This is a genomic window from Enterobacter cloacae complex sp. HYC042_NIDB (assembly GCF_056673315.1).
In genome coordinates this window covers 4,659,552-4,677,859 of the sequence record NZ_CP109650.1, presented here as the reverse complement: position 1 = coordinate 4,677,859, position 18,308 = coordinate 4,659,552, and the positions used below count along the sequence as shown (strand labels likewise).

12 protein-coding genes, 2 tRNA genes and 3 rRNA genes are annotated in these 18,308 nt (G+C 55.3%); 14 read left to right on the top strand and 3 right to left on the bottom strand.

From position 1 onward, the window contains the following. Positions 1–2: 2 nt before the first annotated feature. From tatB to tatD, 3 genes are read left to right on the top strand one after another with little or no spacing between them, the layout of a single operon-like run. Positions 3–545, top strand: coding sequence for a Sec-independent protein translocase protein TatB (tatB, locus tag OKF39_RS22395; protein ID WP_028014776.1), 543 nt, complete (start codon positions 3–5; stop codon positions 543–545). A 2-nt stretch (positions 546–547) separates the two neighbouring features. Then, positions 548–1,318, top strand: coding sequence for a Sec-independent protein translocase subunit TatC (gene tatC / locus OKF39_RS22390; protein WP_028014775.1), 771 nt, complete (start codon positions 548–550; stop codon positions 1,316–1,318). A gap of 41 nt (positions 1,319–1,359) precedes the next feature. Further along, positions 1,360–2,142: a 3'-5' ssDNA/RNA exonuclease TatD gene (tatD, locus tag OKF39_RS22385; RefSeq protein ID WP_479983366.1), complete on the top strand. Its 783-nt coding sequence runs from the start codon at positions 1,360–1,362 to the stop codon at positions 2,140–2,142. Here tatD and rfaH read toward each other — a convergent pair. Next, the gene (gene rfaH, locus OKF39_RS22380) at positions 2,139–2,630 is read right to left on the bottom strand and encodes a transcription/translation regulatory transformer protein RfaH (RefSeq protein ID WP_020882871.1); all 492 of its coding nucleotides are present in this window, start codon (positions 2,628–2,630) and stop codon (positions 2,139–2,141) included. The two genes, tatD and rfaH, sit on opposite strands and share 4 nt — an antisense overlap. A gap of 170 nt (positions 2,631–2,800) precedes the next feature. Here rfaH and ubiD point away from each other — a divergent pair, with 170 nt between their 5' ends. Both ubiD and fre read left to right on the top strand, forming a co-directional pair. Then, positions 2,801–4,294 (top strand): 4-hydroxy-3-polyprenylbenzoate decarboxylase, encoded by a 1,494-nt coding sequence (gene ubiD / locus OKF39_RS22375; RefSeq protein WP_028014773.1) that lies wholly within the window; start codon positions 2,801–2,803, stop codon positions 4,292–4,294. Positions 4,295–4,336: 42 nt separating this feature from the next. After that, positions 4,337–5,038 (top strand): NAD(P)H-flavin reductase, encoded by a 702-nt coding sequence (fre, locus tag OKF39_RS22370; protein WP_028014772.1) that lies wholly within the window; start codon positions 4,337–4,339, stop codon positions 5,036–5,038. Positions 5,039–5,220: 182 nt separating this feature from the next. On the opposite strand, the gene fadA is transcribed toward fre, so the two are convergent. Then, positions 5,221–6,384, bottom strand: coding sequence for an acetyl-CoA C-acyltransferase FadA (gene fadA, locus OKF39_RS22365; protein ID WP_008501515.1), 1,164 nt, complete (start codon positions 6,382–6,384; stop codon positions 5,221–5,223). Positions 6,385–6,393: 9 nt separating this feature from the next. Continuing rightward, a complete protein-coding gene (gene fadB / locus OKF39_RS22360; protein WP_479983365.1) occupies positions 6,394–8,583 on the bottom strand; it encodes a fatty acid oxidation complex subunit alpha FadB in 2,190 nt (729 codons plus the stop codon). 190 nt (positions 8,584–8,773) lie between these two features. On the opposite strand from fadB, the gene pepQ reads away from it, so the two are divergent. The 9 genes from pepQ to rrf all read left to right on the top strand — a co-directional run bounded on the left by pepQ (position 8,774) and on the right by rrf (position 18,185). Continuing rightward, positions 8,774–10,105 carry a Xaa-Pro dipeptidase gene (gene pepQ / locus OKF39_RS22355; protein WP_028014769.1) on the top strand — a complete coding sequence of 444 codons (1,332 nt, stop codon included), beginning with the start codon at positions 8,774–8,776 and terminating at the stop codon, positions 10,103–10,105. Further along, positions 10,105–10,719, top strand: a complete 615-nt coding sequence (locus tag OKF39_RS22350; protein ID WP_063155602.1) for an IMPACT family protein — start codon at positions 10,105–10,107, stop codon at positions 10,717–10,719. Before pepQ ends, OKF39_RS22350 begins: the two co-directional genes overlap by 1 nt. Before the next feature lie 40 nt (positions 10,720–10,759). Continuing rightward, positions 10,760–12,211, top strand: a complete 1,452-nt coding sequence (trkH, locus tag OKF39_RS22345; RefSeq protein WP_013099227.1) for a Trk system potassium transporter TrkH — start codon at positions 10,760–10,762, stop codon at positions 12,209–12,211. A 10-nt stretch (positions 12,212–12,221) separates the two neighbouring features. Continuing rightward, the gene (gene hemG, locus OKF39_RS22340) at positions 12,222–12,767 is read left to right on the top strand and encodes a menaquinone-dependent protoporphyrinogen IX dehydrogenase (protein WP_028014767.1); all 546 of its coding nucleotides are present in this window, start codon (positions 12,222–12,224) and stop codon (positions 12,765–12,767) included. Between the two features lie 353 nt (positions 12,768–13,120). After that, positions 13,121–14,660, top strand: a 16S ribosomal RNA gene (locus tag OKF39_RS22335). 70 nt (positions 14,661–14,730) lie between these two features. Then, positions 14,731–14,807: transfer RNA gene (locus OKF39_RS22330), tRNA-Ile, on the top strand. A gap of 38 nt (positions 14,808–14,845) precedes the next feature. After that, a tRNA-Ala gene (locus OKF39_RS22325) sits at positions 14,846–14,921 on the top strand. Between the two features lie 170 nt (positions 14,922–15,091). Continuing rightward, positions 15,092–17,995, top strand: a 23S ribosomal RNA gene (locus OKF39_RS22320). A 74-nt stretch (positions 17,996–18,069) separates the two neighbouring features. After that, positions 18,070–18,185 (top strand): 5S ribosomal RNA (gene rrf / locus OKF39_RS22315). The 16S, 23S and 5S rRNA genes sit together here with 2 tRNA genes alongside, the layout of an rRNA operon. Positions 18,186–18,308: the final 123 nt, after the last annotated feature.

Here is an 18,308-nt window from a genome sequence, read left to right as displayed (position 1 = left end):
TCGTGTTCGACATTGGTTTTAGTGAGCTGCTGCTGGTCTTTGTGATTGGTCTGATCGTGCTGGGGCCGCAGCGTCTGCCGGTAGCGGTGAAAACCGTCGTGGGCTGGGTTCGAGCGCTAAGATCGCTGGCTTCGACCGTTCAGAACGAGCTGGCGCAGGAACTTAAGCTGCAGGAGTTTCAGGAAAGCCTGAAAAAGGTTGAGAAGGCGAGCATGGATAACCTGACGCCGGAACTGAAAGCCTCAATGGATGAGCTGCGCGAAGCGGCTGAATCCATGAAGCGCTCTTACAGCGTTAACGATCCTGAAAAAGCGAGCGATGAAGCGAACACTATTCATAACCCGGTGGTGAAGGACAGCGAAGCGCAGCGTGAGGGCGTGACGCCAGCGAGTGCGGAGCACCAGGCCGCAGCGCCTGAACAAACGCCGCAGGAAACTGAACTGAAAAAACAGGCGCAGCCGGAAGAGCCGGTGGTAAAAGCGGCTGAAGCGAAACCCGCCGCGCCCGTTTCCGAATCATCCCCCTCGTCGAGTGATAAAGCGTAACTATGGCAGTAGATGATACTCAACCGCTTATTACGCACCTTATTGAGCTGCGTAAGCGCCTGTTAAACTGCATTATTGCGGTATTCCTCATATTCCTGTGCCTGGTCTATTTCGCCAACGATATTTATCAGGTGGTTTCTGCGCCGCTGATCAAGCAGATGCCACTGGGGGCAACGATGATTGCAACAGACGTTGCATCACCGTTTTTCACCCCGATTAAGCTCACCTTCTGGGTGTCGTTGATTGCGTCTGCACCCGTCATCCTTTATCAGGTATGGGCATTTGTGGCGCCAGCACTGTACAGGCACGAACGTAAACTGGTGATCCCGCTGCTGGTCTCCAGTTCGCTGCTGTTCTATATCGGCATGGCGTTTGCCTACTTCGTTGTCTTCCCGCTAGCCTTTGGCTTCCTGACGCATACCGCGCCGGAAGGGGTTCAGGTATCGACGGATATCGCCAGCTACCTCAGCTTTGTGATGGCGCTGTTTATGGCGTTCGGTGTGGCGTTTGAAGTGCCGGTGGCCATTGTGCTGCTCTGCTGGGTTGGGGTAACCACCCCTGATGACCTGCGTAAGAAGCGTCCCTATATTCTGGTGGGCGCCTTCGTAGTCGGCATGCTGCTGACGCCGCCGGACGTCTTCTCACAAACGCTGCTGGCAATACCGATGTACTGCCTGTTTGAGGTTGGCGTATTCTTCTCGCGTTTCTACGTGGGAAAAGGACGCCGGTCGGACGATGAAGACGATGCGTCCGAAAAGACCACTGAAGAGTAAAACCAGCCGCCCGTCAGGGCGGTTGTTCTATGGGGAATCGCATGTTTGATATCGGACTCAACCTGACCAGCTCGCAGTTTGCGAAAGATCGTGACGAGGTGGTTGCGCGTGCTTTTGAGGCTGGCGTAAAAGGGCTGCTCCTGACCGGGACCAACCTGCATGAGAGCGAGCAGGCGCTGCTGCTGGCGCAACGCTATCAACACTGCTGGTCAACCGCCGGCGTCCACCCTCATGACAGCAGCCAGTGGACGGCGGAGAGCGCAGAAACCCTGCGCACGCTGGCAAAAAAGGCAGAGGTGGTGGCTATTGGCGAGTGCGGGCTCGATTTTAACCGCAACTTCTCCACGCCTGAAGAACAGGAAAAGGCGTTCACTGCCCAGCTTGCGCTGGCGGCAGAGCTTGAAATGCCCGTCTTTATGCACTGTCGCGACGCGCATGAACGTTTTCTCGCACTGCTGGACCCGTGGCTGGATAAACTGCCCGGCGCAGTGCTCCACTGCTTCACCGGGTCTCGCCAGGAAGCGCTGGATTGCCTGAACCGCGGTTTGTATCTGGGGATCACCGGTTGGGTGTGTGATGAGCGCCGCGGGCTTGAGCTTCGCGAGCTGCTGCCGATAATCCCGGCAGACCGTTCGCTTCTTGAAACCGATGCGCCATACCTGCTGCCGCGAGATATGAAGCCCAAACCGGCATCGCGACGAAACGAGCCCGCCTTGCTGGGGCACATTGTTGAGCGCGTAGCGCACTGGCGCGGAGAGGATCCGCACTGGCTTTCCGCGCAGACGGATGACAACGTGCGTCGCCTGTTCGGGATAAACGTTTAAACTTTGCGGAAGTCGGTGTTTTTCACGCTCTGCAGCACCTGCTTGTTCAGCAGATTGAGCAACAGCATGGAGCGCGCTTCACCGTCCGGCTCGGCGAAAATCGCCTGCAGGCCTTCGAATGCGCCTTCGGTAATGACGACGCTATCGCCCGCGTAAGGGGTTTCCGGGTCGGTGATCCCTTCAGGCTGTTGATAAACAGAAAGCTGATGAATGACGGTCGACGGAACGGTTGCCGGGTGGGCACCAAAACGAACGAAGTGGCTGACGCCGCGCGTTGCGCTGATGGTAGTGGTGTGGATCACCTCAGGGTCGAACTCCACGAACAGATAGTTCGGGAATAAAGGCTCACTGACGGTTGTGCGCTTCCCGCGCTGCATTTTTTCAAGCGTGATCACGGGTGTCAGACAATTTACAGACTGACGTTCAAGATGTTCCTGCGCGCGCTGAAGTTGCCCGCGTTTGCAATACAGTAAATACCAGGCCTGCATAATCACTCTTTCCCTTAGTTCGGGGCGCAAGCATATCAAAACCCTGGAGGGATCGCTAAGTTGATTATAATGGGGGAAATTCGAACACAGCGGATAAGTTCACGCTAATTTAACAAAATTACAGCATCAAGCAGGCTTACGCCGTATAATGAAGCGCTTACAGAGAGGCCATGACTAACTGCATGAAATACCACGATCTCCGCGACTTCCTGACGCTGCTGGAAAAGCAGGGTGAACTGAAACGCATTACACTTCCTGTTGATCCTTATCTGGAAATGACAGAAATTGCTGACCGCACCCTGCGTGCCGGTGGCCCTGCATTACTGTTTGAAAATCCAAAAGGTTATTCAATGCCGGTGCTGTGCAACCTGTTTGGCACCCCGCGTCGTGTCGCGCTGGGAATGGGGCAGGAAGACGTTACCGCGCTGCGTGAAGTGGGGAAACTGCTGGCATTTCTGAAAGAGCCTGAGCCACCGAAAGGTTTCCGCGATCTGTTCGATAAGCTGCCGCAGTTTAAGCAGGTGTTGAACATGCCCACCAAACGCCTGCGCGGCGCGCCGTGTCAGCAGAAAGTGCTGGAAGGCGATGCGGTGGATCTCACCAAAATCCCTATCATGCAGTGCTGGCCTGAAGATGCTGCGCCGCTGATCACCTGGGGCCTCACCGTGACGCGCGGACCGCATAAAGAGCGGCAAAACCTCGGTATTTATCGCCAGCAGCTGATTGGCAAGAATAAGCTCATCATGCGCTGGCTGTCGCACCGCGGCGGCGCGCTGGATTTCCAGGAGTGGTGTGCTGCACATCCGGGTGAACGGTTCCCGGTGTCTGTCGCGTTAGGTGCCGATCCGGCCACCATTCTGGGGGCGGTCACGCCCGTACCGGATACGCTCTCTGAATATGCGTTTGCTGGCCTGCTGCGCGGGACTAAAACCGAGGTCGTGAAGTGTATCTCCAACGATCTCGAAGTGCCGGCCAGCGCCGAAATTGTGCTGGAAGGTTACATTGAGCAGGGTGAAATGGCGCCAGAAGGCCCATACGGCGACCACACCGGCTATTACAACGAAGTGGATAACTTCCCGGTGTTTACCGTCACGCATGTTACTCAGCGTGAAGATGCGATTTATCACTCCACCTATACTGGCCGCCCACCGGATGAACCGGCGGTGCTCGGCGTGGCGTTGAACGAAGTATTTGTGCCGATCCTGCAAAAGCAGTTCCCGGAAATCGTTGATTTTTATCTGCCGCCTGAAGGATGCTCGTATCGCATGGCGGTGGTCACGATGAAGAAGCAGTATCCCGGACATGCTAAACGCGTGATGATGGGCGTATGGTCTTTCCTGCGCCAGTTTATGTATACCAAATTTGTTATTGTCTGCGATGATGACGTTAACGCCCGTGACTGGAACGACGTTATCTGGGCGATAACCACGCGAATGGATCCTGCGCGTGATACGGTGTTAGTCGAAAATACGCCGATAGATTATCTGGATTTTGCCTCGCCGGTTTCCGGTCTTGGCTCAAAGATGGGACTGGATGCCACAAATAAATGGCCTGGCGAAACCGACCGTGAATGGGGTCGCCCGATCAAAAAAGATCCTGCTGTGACCGCGCGAATTGACGCGATCTGGGACGAACTGGCCATAATGAATAACGGTAAACCCTGAGCTGACCGTTAAGCCCTATAGATTTCCCGACAGAGAGAGCGAATGACAACCTTAAGCTGTAAAGTGACGTCGGTAGATGCTATTACCGACACCGTATATCGCGTCCGTTTGGTTCCTGAAGCGGCATTCTCATTCCGTGCCGGCCAGTACCTGATGGTGGTGATGGATGAGCGTGATAAGCGTCCTTTCTCTATGGCCTCTACGCCAGCAGAGCAGGAATTTATTGAGCTGCATATTGGTGCGTCTGAGCTTAACCTGTACGCGATGGCCGTGATGGACCGCATCCTGAAAGAGCGTGAGATTGTGGTCGACATTCCGCACGGCGACGCGTGGTTGCGTGATGACGAAGACCGTCCGCTGATTCTGATCGCGGGCGGTACGGGCTTCTCCTATGTGCGCTCTATTCTGTTGACCGCGCTGGCGCGTAATCCAGACCGTGACATCACCATCTACTGGGGCGGCCGCGAAGAGAAGCACCTGTACGACCTGTCTGAACTGGAAGCGCTGAGCGTTAACCATCCTAACCTGCGCATTGAGCCAGTGGTCGAGCAGCCGGAAGAGGGCTGGCGTGGACGTAGCGGGACGGTGCTGACGGCGGTACTGCAGGATCACGGCACGCTGGCAGGACATGATATCTACATTGCAGGCCGTTTCGAGATGGCGAAAATTGCCCGCGACCTGTTCTGTAACGAACGCGATGCGCGTGAAGATCGCCTGTTTGGCGATGCGTTTGCCTTCATTTAAATAAAAAACCCGCCCCTGACAGGCGGGAAGAACGGCAACTAAACTGTCTCTCTTCGCCAATGACGCCATAACTGCGTTGGCTGCGCTCGGTCACCCGAATCACTTACTAATGTAAGCTCATCGGGATTCGCTCGCTTGCCGCCTTGTTCTGACGTCATTGGCTTTGAGATACTTTTCCTTACTTACACTCTCTCAAACACCGTCGCGATACCCTGACCCAGGCCGATACACATCGTTGCCAGACCAAACTGGGCATCTTTGCGTTCCATCAGGTTAATCAGCGTAGTGCTGATACGCGCCCCGGAACAGCCCAGCGGGTGACCGAGGGCGATCGCGCCGCCGTTGAGGTTAATCTTCTCGTCGATCTGCTCCATCAGCCCCAGATCTTTAATGCACGGCAGGATCTGCGCGGCAAACGCTTCGTTCATCTCGAACAGATCGATATCGCTGGCAGTTAAGCCCGCTTTTTTCAGCGCCAGCTTCGAGGCCGGAACCGGGCCGTAACCCATGATTGAAGGATCGCAGCCCACCACCGCCATCGAACGCACGCGAGCGCGTGGCGTCAGGCCCAATTCGCGGGCGCGGCTTTCGCTCATCACCAGCATCGCGGCGGCACCGTCGGACAGCGCCGACGACGTCCCTGCCGTTACCGTACCGGTGACCGGATCAAATGCCGGACGCAGGGTAGAAAGCGCTTCGACCGTCGTTTCCGGGCGAATAACTTCGTCGTAGCTGAACTGCTTCAGTACGCCGTCTGCATCGTGGCCCCCGGTCGGGATGATCTCATTCTTGAAGGCACCGGACTGCGTGGCGGCCCAGGCGCGGGCGTGAGAGCGCGCGGCAAAAGCATCCTGCATTTCACGACTGATGCCGTGCAGGCGGGAGAGCATCTCGGCGGTCAGGCCCATCATGCCTGCGGCTTTCGCCACGTTGCGGCTCATGCCCGGGTGGAAATCGACCCCGTGGCTCATCGGCACGTGGCCCATGTGTTCAACGCCGCCGACCAGACAGGCCTGCGCATCGCCGGTCATGATCATGCGCGCCGCGTCGTGCAGCGCCTGCATTGACGAACCGCACAGGCGGTTGACGGTGACCGCCGGAACCGAATGCGGGATCTCCGCCAGCAGCGACGCGTTGCGGGCGATGTTGAAGCCCTGCTCCAGCGTTTGCTGCACGCAGCCCCAGTAGATATCGTCGAGCGCTGCTGGGTCCAGCGCCGGGTTACGCGCCAGCAGGCTACGCATCAGGTGCGCGGAGAGATCTTCCGCTCGCACGTTACGGAACGCACCGCCTTTTGAACGGCCCATCGGGGTGCGAATCGCATCAACAATGACAACCTTTTCCATTGTGACTCCTTAAGCCGTTTTCAGCGCGCCAACCGGACGGGCTGGCTCAACTGCTGGATAGTAGGGTTCGTTATGGCGCGCTTTGTTACGCAGCCCTTCCGGCACTTCATAAAGCGGGCCGAGGTGCTGATACTGCTGCGCCATATCGAGATAGCGGGCGCTGCCGAGCGTATCCAGCCAGCGGAACGCGCCGCCGTGGAACGGAGGGAAGCCCAGACCGTATACCAACGCCATATCCGCTTCTGCCGGGCTGGCAATAATGCCTTCTTCCAGGCAACGGACCACTTCGTTGATCATCGGAATCATCATGCGGGCAATAATTTCGTCGTCGGTGAAGTCGCGTTTCGGCTGGCATACGTCGGCCAACAGGCCATCCACCGCCGCATCTTCTTCTTTCTTCGGTTTGCCTTTGCTGTCTTCTTTATAACGCCAGAAGCCCAGGCCGTTTTTCTGTCCGAAGCGGTTGGCGTCAAAGAGGGCGTCAATGGCATCGCGATAATCTTTCTGCATGCGCTGCGGGAAGCCCGCCGCCATGACGGCCTGCGCGTGGTGGGCGGTATCAATGCCAACGACGTCCAGCAGATACGCCGGGCCCATCGGCCAGCCGAACTGTTTTTCCATTACTTTGTCGATTTTGCGGAAGTCCGCGCCGTCGCGCAGCAGCTGGCTGAAGCCGGCGAAGTACGGGAACAGCACGCGGTTCACAAAGAAACCTGGGCAGTCATTAACGACGATCGGCGTTTTACCCATCTTGCTTGCCCACGCCACGACTTTAGCGATGGTTTCGTCAGAGGTTTTTTCTCCACGGATCACTTCGACCAGTGGCATACGGTGTACCGGGTTGAAGAAGTGCATTCCGCAGAAGTTTTCCGGACGCTTCAGCACGCTCGCCAGTTCGCTGATGGGGATGGTGGAGGTGTTTGAGGCCAGGACGGCGTCCGAGCGAACCTTGTCTTCCGTTTCCGCCAGCACCGCTTTTTTGACTTTCGGGTTCTCAACGACCGCTTCAACCACCACGTCCACACGGTCGAAACCGCTGTATTCCAGCACAGGCTGGATGGTTGAGATCACGCCTGCGAGCTTCAGCCCGTCAATTTTTCCGCGCTCAAGCTGTTTATTCAGCAGCTTGGCGGCTTCGGTCATGCCCAGCGTCAGAGATTTCTCGTTGATGTCTTTCATCACTACCGGCACGCCTTTCCAAGCCGACTGGTAAGCGATGCCGCCGCCCATAATACCGGCGCCGAGTACCGCCGCGTGTTTTGGCGTCTCAACGTTTTTGGTCAGCTGTTTGGCTTTGCCCTTTACGAACTGATCGTTGAGGAAGATGCCAACCAGCGCGCGGGCTTCATTGGTGTGCGCCAGTGGAACAAAGCTCTGGTTTTCCAGCTTCAGGGCTTCGTCGCGGCTAAAGCGGGCTGCCGCTTCAATGGTTTTCACCGCCGTGATTGGCGCCGGGTAGTGTTTACCCGCCGTCTGCATCACCATGCCTTTGGCGATGGTGAAGCTCATGGTGGCTTCAATCTTGCTGAGCTTTAACGGCTCGAGCTTCGGCTGACGTTTGGCCTTCCAGTCGAGGTCGCCGTTAATCGCCTGACGCAGAATGGCGAGTGCACCTTCAACCAGCTTCTCTGGTTTCACGACGCCGTCGACCAGGCCGATTTTCTGCGCCTGTTCTGCACCCACGTCTTTACCGGCGGCAATGATTTCCAGGGCGCTGTCGGCGCCCAGCATGCGCGGCATACGCACGGAACCGCCAAAGCCCGGCATGATGCCCAGCTTGGTTTCCGGCAGGCCGATACGCAGGTCCGGCGTCGCCAGACGGTAGTCGGTCGCCAGCACGCACTCGCAGCCGCCGCCCAGCGCGTAGCCGTTCACGGCAGAGATCGTTGGAACAGGCAGATCTTCCAGACGATTAAAGACGCTGTTGGCAAAGTGCAGCCACTGGCTCAGCTGTTCTTCCGGAACCTGGAACAGCGAGAGGAATTCGGTGATATCGGCACCGACAATAAAGGCCGCTTTGTTAGAACGCAGCAGCAGCCCTTTTAATTCAGATTGCTTTTCAAGTACTTCCAGCGCCTGGCCAAGACTGGCCACCGTCGCGGTATCAAGCTTATTCACTGAGCCGGGGGCATCGAACACCAGTTCGGCAATGCCATCTTCCAGCCAGTTGAGGTACAGGGTGTCGCCTTTGTAAAGCATGTCAGTCTCCTGAATCCAGCAAGTGGATCTGGTCATACCAGATGAGACGGAGTGTGGAATTTATGTTAATAAAATGCAAATTACTCATTAAGAAATTGCTGCGTTGATCACGGTCGGTGGAAATCACGCAGCCGGAGTGAGGTGTGCTAAGATGCGATGACTTGAGGTCAAAAAAACGAAAGGAAGAATGATGGACTCACTGGCTTCGCTTTATAAAAATCATATCGTTACCCTACAGGAACGTACCCGCGATGTACTGGCCCGCTTCAAGCTGGATGCCCTTCTGATCCACTCCGGCGAGCTGATGAATACTTTTCTTGATGACCACGCCTATCCGTTTAAGGTTAACCCGCAGTTTAAAGCCTGGGTGCCGGTGACACAGGTTCCGAATTGCTGGCTGCTGGTGGACGGCGTGAACAAGCCGAAACTGTGGTTCTACCTGCCGGTTGATTACTGGCACAACGTTGAACCGCTGCCGACCTCTTTCTGGACCGAAGAAATTGAGGTGATCGCCCTGCCAAAAGCGGACGGCATTGGCAGCCAGCTGCCAGCGGCGCGCGGCAACATCGGCTACATTGGCCCTGTACCTGAACGTGCGCTCGGTCTGGATATTCCGGCAGACAAACTCAATCCGAAAGGCGTGCTGGATTACCTGCACTATTACCGCGCGTATAAAACCGACTATGAACTCTACTGCATGCGTGAAGCGCAAAAAACGGCGGTGAATGGCCACCGCGCCGCGCACGAAGCGTTCCAGTCAGGCATGAGCGAGTTCGATATCAACCTGGCCTACCTGACCGCAACCGGCCATCGTGACACCGACGTACCGTACAGCAACATCGTCGCGCTGAATGAGCATGCGTCTGTTCTCCACTACACCAAACTGGATCATCAGGTTCCGTCTGAGATGCGCAGCTTCCTGCTGGACGCAGGCGCAGAGTACAACGGCTATGCGGCCGATCTGACCCGCACCTGGGCGGCGAATGCGGATACCGATTTTGCGCAGCTTATTAAGGACGTAAACGACGAACAGTTGGCATTGATTGGCACCATGAAGGCCGGAACCAGCTATGTGGATTACCACATCCAGTTCCATCAGCGCATTGCTAAACTGCTGCGTAAGCATCAGATTGTGAAAGACATGAGCGAAGAGGCGATGGTCGAAAACGACCTGACCGGGCCATTTATGCCGCACGGTATCGGCCACCCGCTGGGCCTGCAGGTTCACGACGTTGCGGGCTTCATGCAGGATGATACCGGTACGCACCTGGCGGCACCGTCTAAATATCCTTACCTGCGCTGCACCCGTATCCTTGAGCCGCGCATGGTATTGACCATCGAGCCGGGGATCTACTTTATTGAATCCCTGCTGGCGCCGTGGCGTGAAGGGCAGTTCAGCAAGCACTTCAACTGGGAAAAAATCGACGCGCTGAAACCGTTTGGCGGCATTCGTATCGAAGATAACGTGGTGGTTCACGAGAACGGTATCGAGAATATGACGCGAGACCTGAAGCTGGCCTGATGGAAAGCTGGCTGATACCGGCTGAACCGGTCACCTTTGTTGAGGAAATCAAGAAAAGCCGCTTTATTACGCTGCTGGCGCACACCGACGGCGTAGAGGCGGCGAAAGCGTTTGTCGAGTCCGTTCGCGCGGAGCACCCTGACGCACGTCACCACTGCGTGGCGTGGGTGGCAGGGCCGCCGGACGATTCGCAACAGCTCGGTTTTTCCGACGACGGTGAACCGGCGGGCACAGCCGGTAAACCCATGCTCTCCCAGCTAATGGGCAGCGGCGTGGGTGAAATTACCGCCGTGGTGGTGCGCTACTACGGCGGCATCCTGTTAGGTACGGGTGGGCTGGTAAAAGCGTATGGCGGCGGCGTTCAGCAGGCACTGAATATCCTGACGACCATCCGCAAAACGCCGCTCACCGAATATACTTTATTGTGCGATTACGCTCAGCTATCGGGCATTGAAACACTGCTCAAACAATTTAACGGCGTGATTGCGCACAGTGATTACCAGGCAATGGTGCAATTGCGCGTGGCGCTTCCTCAGGCAGAACTGGCTGCTTTTTCAGCAAAACTGGCTGATTTCAGTCGCGGTTCGTTGCAATTGCTGCCGATTGAAGAATAATCCCCACCTCACTTTTTGAATACCAAAGGAAGCGGCAGAGATGCATTTTCGTGCCATAACCCGAATCGTTGGACTGCTGGTCATACTCTTTTCGGGGACGATGATTCTCCCTGGACTGGTGGCGCTTATCTACCGGGACGGCGCGGGGCGGGCTTTTACCCAGACCTTCTTTGTCGCGCTGGCGATCGGCTCGCTGCTGTGGTGGCCGAACCGTCGTCAGAAAGGTGAACTGAAATCTCGCGAAGGCTTTCTGATTGTGGTCCTGTTCTGGACGGTGCTGGGAAGCGTCGGTTCGCTGCCCTTTATCTTCTCTGAGCAGCCTAACCTCAGCATCACGGATGCCTTTTTTGAATCGTTTTCCGGTTTAACGACCACCGGTGCGACGACGCTGGTGGGGCTGGATTCGTTACCCCACGCTATTCTCTTTTATCGCCAGATGCTGCAGTGGTTCGGGGGGATGGGGATCATCGTCCTGGCGGTGGCCATCCTGCCGATTCTGGGCGTCGGGGGGATGCAGCTGTACAGGGCTGAAATGCCGGGGCCGCTGAAAGATAATAAGATGCGCCCGCGTATTGCCGAGACGGCGAAAACCCTGTGGCTGATTTATGTTCTGCTGACGGTAGCCTGCGCGCTGGCGCTGTGGTTTGCCGGGATGCCTGCGTTTGATGCTATCGGGCACAGCTTCGCGACGATTGCCATTGGCGGGTTCTCCACTCACGATGCCAGCGTGGGCTACTTCGACAGCCCAACGATTAATACCATCATTGCGATTTTCCTGCTGATCTCCGGCTGTAACTACGGCCTGCACTTCTCTTTACTGAGCGGACGTAGCCTGAAGGTGTACTGGCGCGATCCTGAGTTCCGCATGTTCATTGGCGTCCAGCTTACCCTGGTCGTCATCTGCACCCTGGTGCTGTGGTTCCATGATGTTTACAACTCGGCACTGACCACGCTCAATCAGGCGTTTTTCCAGGTGGTGTCGATGGCGACGACCGCCGGGTTTACCACGGACAGCATCGCGCGCTGGCCGCTGTTCCTGCCGGTACTTCTGTTGTGCTCCGCGTTTATTGGCGGCTGCGCCGGGTCGACGGGCGGTGGTTTGAAGGTGATTCGTATTCTGCTGCTGTTCAAGCAGGGGAACCGTGAGCTGAAGCGCCTGGTCCACCCGAATGCGGTCTACAGCATTAAGCTGGGGAACCGCGCACTGCCGGAACGTATCCTCGAAGCGGTGTGGGGGTTCTTCTCGGCGTATGCGCTGGTCTTTATCGTCAGCATGCTGGCGATCATCGCGACGGGAGTGGATGATTTCTCCGCTTTTGCGTCCGTCGTCGCAACACTAAACAACCTCGGGCCTGGCCTGGGGGTTGTGGCGGATAACTTTGCCAGCATGAACCCGGTTGCGAAATGGATCCTTATTGCCAATATGCTGTTTGGTCGTCTTGAGGTCTTTACGCTGCTGGTGCTGTTTACCCCAACATTCTGGCGCGAATAAGGAGCCGTTGATGAAAACACTGATTCTTTTCTCTACGCGAGACGGGCAAACGCGTGAGATTGCCGCTTATCTGGCGTCGGAATTAAAAGAGCTGGGCATTTACTCGGATGTGGTGAACCTGAATCGTGCGGAGGAGATTGCCTGGCAGGAGTACGATCGCGTGGTGATTGGCGCCTCCATTCGTTACGGACACTTCCATCCGGCGTTAGATCGCTTTGTGAAAAAGCATACGGCGGTACTCAACACATTGCCGGGCGCGTTTTACTCGGTCAATCTGGTTGCCCGTAAAGCTGAGAAGCGTACGCCGCAGACCAACAGCTACACGCGCAAATTTTTGCTCGGCTCGCCGTGGCAGCCAGACCTGTGCGCCGTCTTTGCCGGTGCGCTACGCTATCCTCGCTACCGCTGGTATGACCGCTTCATGATCCGCCTGATAATGAAGATGACGGGTGGCGAAACCGATACGCGTAAAGAAGTGGTTTATACCGACTGGTCGCAGGTGGCCAGTTTTGCGCGGGAAATTGCCCATTTAGCGGGCGATTCGCGACTTAAATAAGCGTTAAGTTTGAAAAGTGAGCGAACGAAAAGTTTTTTGTATTTTGTGCTTGTCACTTCAGAATAACGCCCTATAATGCGCCTCCACTGACACGGAACAACGGCACACACGCCGCCGGGTCAGCAGAGAAAAGCGAAATAAACGCTTGACTCTGAAGCGGGAAAGCGTAATATGCACACCCCGCGCCGCAGCGAAAACGAAGCGGCACTGCTCTTTAACAATTTATCAGACAATCTGTGTGGGCACTCAAAGTGACATGGATTCTTAATGTCTTCGGACAATAAATGAATACTCAAGTCTCTGAGTGAACATACGTAATTCATTACGAAGTTTAATTCACGAGCATCAAACTTAAATTGAAGAGTTTGATCATGGCTCAGATTGAACGCTGGCGGCAGGCCTAACACATGCAAGTCGAACGGTAGCACAGAGAGCTTGCTCTCGGGTGACGAGTGGCGGACGGGTGAGTAATGTCTGGGAAACTGCCTGATGGAGGGGGATAACTACTGGAAACGGTAGCTAATACCGCATAACGTCGCAAGACCAAAGAGGGGGACCTTCGGGCCTCTTGCCATCAGATGTGCCCAGATGGGATTAGCTAGTAGGTGGGGTAACGGCTCACCTAGGCGACGATCCCTAGCTGGTCTGAGAGGATGACCAGCCACACTGGAACTGAGACACGGTCCAGACTCCTACGGGAGGCAGCAGTGGGGAATATTGCACAATGGGCGCAAGCCTGATGCAGCCATGCCGCGTGTATGAAGAAGGCCTTCGGGTTGTAAAGTACTTTCAGCGGGGAGGAAGGTGTTGAGGTTAATAACCTCAGCAATTGACGTTACCCGCAGAAGAAGCACCGGCTAACTCCGTGCCAGCAGCCGCGGTAATACGGAGGGTGCAAGCGTTAATCGGAATTACTGGGCGTAAAGCGCACGCAGGCGGTCTGTCAAGTCGGATGTGAAATCCCCGGGCTCAACCTGGGAACTGCATTCGAAACTGGCAGGCTAGAGTCTTGTAGAGGGGGGTAGAATTCCAGGTGTAGCGGTGAAATGCGTAGAGATCTGGAGGAATACCGGTGGCGAAGGCGGCCCCCTGGACAAAGACTGACGCTCAGGTGCGAAAGCGTGGGGAGCAAACAGGATTAGATACCCTGGTAGTCCACGCCGTAAACGATGTCGACTTGGAGGTTGTGCCCTTGAGGCGTGGCTTCCGGAGCTAACGCGTTAAGTCGACCGCCTGGGGAGTACGGCCGCAAGGTTAAAACTCAAATGAATTGACGGGGGCCCGCACAAGCGGTGGAGCATGTGGTTTAATTCGATGCAACGCGAAGAACCTTACCTACTCTTGACATCCAGAGAACTTAGCAGAGATGCTTTGGTGCCTTCGGGAACTCTGAGACAGGTGCTGCATGGCTGTCGTCAGCTCGTGTTGTGAAATGTTGGGTTAAGTCCCGCAACGAGCGCAACCCTTATCCTTTGTTGCCAGCGGTTAGGCCGGGAACTCAAAGGAGACTGCCAGTGATAAACTGGAGGAAGGTGGGGATGACGTCAAGTCATCATGGCCCTTACGAGTAGGGCTACACACGTGCTACAATGGCGCATACAAAGAGAAGCGACCTCGCGAGAGCAAGCGGACCTCATAAAGTGCGTCGTAGTCCGGATTGGAGTCTGCAACTCGACTCCATGAAGTCGGAATCGCTAGTAATCGTGGATCAGAATGCCACGGTGAATACGTTCCCGGGCCTTGTACACACCGCCCGTCACACCATGGGAGTGGGTTGCAAAAGAAGTAGGTAGCTTAACCTTCGGGAGGGCGCTTACCACTTTGTGATTCATGACTGGGGTGAAGTCGTAACAAGGTAACCGTAGGGGAACCTGCGGTTGGATCACCTCCTTACCTTAAAGAACCTGCCTTTGTAGTGCTCACACAGATTGTCTGATGAAAAACAGCAGTAAAAAACCTCTACAGGCTTGTAGCTCAGGTGGTTAGAGCGCACCCCTGATAAGGGTGAGGTCGGTGGTTCAAGTCCACTCAGGCCTACCAAATTTGCGAAGCAAATTTGAAGAGGTTGGCAAAACGATGGGGCTATAGCTCAGCTGGGAGAGCGCCTGCTTTGCACGCAGGAGGTCTGCGGTTCGATCCCGCATAGCTCCACCATCTTTTACTGCGAACACAAGAAAACTTCAGAGTGAACCTGAAAAGGTGCACTGCGAAGTTTTGCTCTTTAAAAATCTGGATCAAGCTGAAAATTGAAACGACACATCTTTAAGGTGTGTTCGAGTCTCTCAAATTTTCGCAATCAGAAGTGAAACATCTTCGGGTTGTGAGGTTAAGCGACTAAGCGTACACGGTGGATGCCCTGGCAGTCAGAGGCGATGAAGGACGTGCTAATCTGCGAAAAGCGACGGCGAGGTGATATGAACCTTTGACCCGTCGATGTCCGAATGGGGAAACCCAGTGTGTTTCGACACACTATCGTTAACTGAATACATAGGTTAACGAGGCGAACCGGGGGAACTGAAACATCTAAGTACCCCGAGGAAAAGAAATCAACCGAGATTCCCCCAGTAGCGGCGAGCGAACGGGGAGCAGCCCGGAGTCTGAATCAGCTTGTGTGTTAGTGGAAGCGTCTGGAAAGTCGCACGGTACAGGGTGACAGTCCCGTACACGAAAATGCACAGGTTGTGAACTCGAAGAGTAGGGCGGGACACGTGGTATCCTGTCTGAATATGGGGGGACCATCCTCCAAGGCTAAATACTCCTGACTGACCGATAGTGAACCAGTACCGTGAGGGAAAGGCGAAAAGAACCCCGGCGAGGGGAGTGAAAAAGAACCTGAAACCGTGTACGTACAAGCAGTGGGAGCACCTTCGTGGTGTGACTGCGTACCTTTTGTATAATGGGTCAGCGACTTATATTCTGTAGCAAGGTTAACCGTATAGGGGAGCCGCAGGGAAACCGAGTCTTAACTGGGCGTTAAGTTGCAGGGTATAGACCCGAAACCCGGTGATCTAGCCATGGGCAGGTTGAAGGTTGGGTAACACTAACTGGAGGACCGAACCGACTAATGTTGAAAAATTAGCGGATGACCTGTGGCTGGGGGTGAAAGGCCAATCAAACCGGGAGATAGCTGGTTCTCCCCGAAAGCTATTTAGGTAGCGCCTCGTGAACTCATCTTCGGGGGTAGAGCACTGTTTCGGCTAGGGGGCCATCCCGGCTTACCAACCCGATGCAAACTACGAATACCGAAGAATGTTATCACGGGAGACACACGGCGGGTGCTAACGTCCGTCGTGAAGAGGGAAACAACCCAGACCGCCAGCTAAGGTCCCAAAGTCATGGTTAAGTGGGAAACGATGTGGGAAGGCACAGACAGCCAGGATGTTGGCTTAGAAGCAGCCATCATTTAAAGAAAGCGTAATAGCTCACTGGTCGAGTCGGCCTGCGCGGAAGATGTAACGGGGCTAAACCATGCACCGAAGCTGCGGCAGCGACACTATGTGTTGTTGGGTAGGGGAGCGTTCTGTAAGCCGTTGAAGGTGTGCTGTGAGGCATGCTGGAGGTATCAGAAGTGCGAATGCTGACATAAGTAACGATAAAGCGGGTGAAAAGCCCGCTCGCCGGAAGACCAAGGGTTCCTGTCCAACGTTAATCGGGGCAGGGTGAGTCGACCCCTAAGGCGAGGCCGAAAGGCGTAGTCGATGGGAAACAGGTTAATATTCCTGTACTTGGTGTTACTGCGAAGGGGGGACGGAGAAGGCTATGTCAGCCGGGCGACGGTTGTCCCGGTTTAAGCGTGTAGGTGTGTGTTCCAGGCAAATCCGGTTCACTTTAACACTGAGGCGTGATGACGAGGCACTACGGTGCTGAAGTGATAAATGCCCTGCTTCCAGGAAAAGCCTCTAAGCATCAGGTAACACGAAATCGTACCCCAAACCGACACAGGTGGTCAGGTAGAGAATACCAAGGCGCTTGAGAGAACTCGGGTGAAGGAACTAGGCAAAATGGTGCCGTAACTTCGGGAGAAGGCACGCTGATATGTAGGTGAAGTCCCTGCGGACGGAGCTGAAATCAGTCGAAGATACCAGCTGGCTGCAACTGTTTATTAAAAACACAGCACTGTGCAAACACGAAAGTGGACGTATACGGTGTGACGCCTGCCCGGTGCCGGAAGGTTAATTGATGGGGTTAGCGGCAACGCGAAGCTCTTGATCGAAGCCCCGGTAAACGGCGGCCGTAACTATAACGGTCCTAAGGTAGCGAAATTCCTTGTCGGGTAAGTTCCGACCTGCACGAATGGCGTAATGATGGCCAGGCTGTCTCCACCCGAGACTCAGTGAAATTGAACTCGCTGTGAAGATGCAGTGTACCCGCGGCAAGACGGAAAGACCCCGTGAACCTTTACTATAGCTTGACACTGAACACTGGTCCTTGATGTGTAGGATAGGTGGGAGGCTTTGAAGCGTGGACGCCAGTCTGCGTGGAGCCGTCCTTGAAATACCACCCTTTAATGGCTGGTGTTCTAACGTGGACCCGTAATCCGGGTTGCGGACAGTGTCTGGTGGGTAGTTTGACTGGGGCGGTCTCCTCCCAAAGAGTAACGGAGGAGCACGAAGGTTAGCTAATCCTGGTCGGACATCAGGAGGTTAGTGCAATGGCATAAGCTAGCTTGACTGCGAGAGTGACGGCTCGAGCAGGTGCGAAAGCAGGTCATAGTGATCCGGTGGTTCTGAATGGAAGGGCCATCGCTCAACGGATAAAAGGTACTCCGGGGATAACAGGCTGATACCGCCCAAGAGTTCATATCGACGGCGGTGTTTGGCACCTCGATGTCGGCTCATCACATCCTGGGGCTGAAGTAGGTCCCAAGGGTATGGCTGTTCGCCATTTAAAGTGGTACGCGAGCTGGGTTTAGAACGTCGTGAGACAGTTCGGTCCCTATCTGCCGTGGGCGCTGGAGAATTGAGGGGGGCTGCTCCTAGTACGAGAGGACCGGAGTGGACGCATCACTGGTGTTCGGGTTGTCATGCCAATGGCACTGCCCGGTAGCTAAATGCGGAAGAGATAAGTGCTGAAAGCATCTAAGCACGAAACTTGCCCCGAGATGAGTTCTCCCTGAGACTATAAGTCTCCTGAAGGAACGTTGAAGACGACGACGTTGATAGGCCGGGTGTGTAAGCGCAGCGATGCGTTGAGCTAACCGGTACTAATGAACCGTGAGGCTTAACCTTACAACGCCGAAGATGTTTTGGCGGTGAGAGACAGAACAATCAAGTTTCAGCCTGATACAGATTAACAGAATTTGCCTGGCGGCTTTAGCGCGGTGGTCCCACCTGACCCCATGCCGAACTCAGAAGTGAAACGCCGTAGCGCCGATGGTAGTGTGGGGTCTCCCCATGTGAGAGTAGGGAACTGCCAGGCATCAAATAAGTGAAGAGGCCATCCGAAAGGATGGCCTTTTTGCGTTTCTGCGCTGCACAAACTAATCCCCCAACGCCCTGCTTATACGGTAAACTACCTGCGTTTTTGCATCAGGATAGCGTC

Excerpts from the sequence above, each read along its gene's own strand:
- tatC (WP_028014775.1), top strand. The coding sequence starts at position 548 with ATGGCAGTAGATGATACTCAACCGCTTATTACGCACCTTATTGAGCTG.
- tatD (WP_479983366.1), top strand. The coding sequence starts at position 1,360 with ATGTTTGATATCGGACTCAACCTGACCAGCTCGCAGTTTGCGAAAGAT.
- rfaH (WP_020882871.1), bottom strand. The coding sequence starts at position 2,630 with ATGCAGGCCTGGTATTTACTGTATTGCAAACGCGGGCAACTTCAGCGC.
- ubiD (WP_028014773.1), top strand. The coding sequence starts at position 2,801 with ATGACTAACTGCATGAAATACCACGATCTCCGCGACTTCCTGACGCTG.
- fre (WP_028014772.1), top strand. The coding sequence starts at position 4,337 with ATGACAACCTTAAGCTGTAAAGTGACGTCGGTAGATGCTATTACCGAC.
- fadA (WP_008501515.1), bottom strand. The coding sequence starts at position 6,384 with ATGGAAAAGGTTGTCATTGTTGATGCGATTCGCACCCCGATGGGCCGT.
- fadB (WP_479983365.1), bottom strand. The coding sequence starts at position 8,583 with ATGCTTTACAAAGGCGACACCCTGTACCTCAACTGGCTGGAAGATGGC.
- pepQ (WP_028014769.1), top strand. The coding sequence starts at position 8,774 with ATGGACTCACTGGCTTCGCTTTATAAAAATCATATCGTTACCCTACAG.
- OKF39_RS22350 (WP_063155602.1), top strand. The coding sequence starts at position 10,105 with ATGGAAAGCTGGCTGATACCGGCTGAACCGGTCACCTTTGTTGAGGAA.
- trkH (WP_013099227.1), top strand. The coding sequence starts at position 10,760 with ATGCATTTTCGTGCCATAACCCGAATCGTTGGACTGCTGGTCATACTC.
- hemG (WP_028014767.1), top strand. The coding sequence starts at position 12,222 with ATGAAAACACTGATTCTTTTCTCTACGCGAGACGGGCAAACGCGTGAG.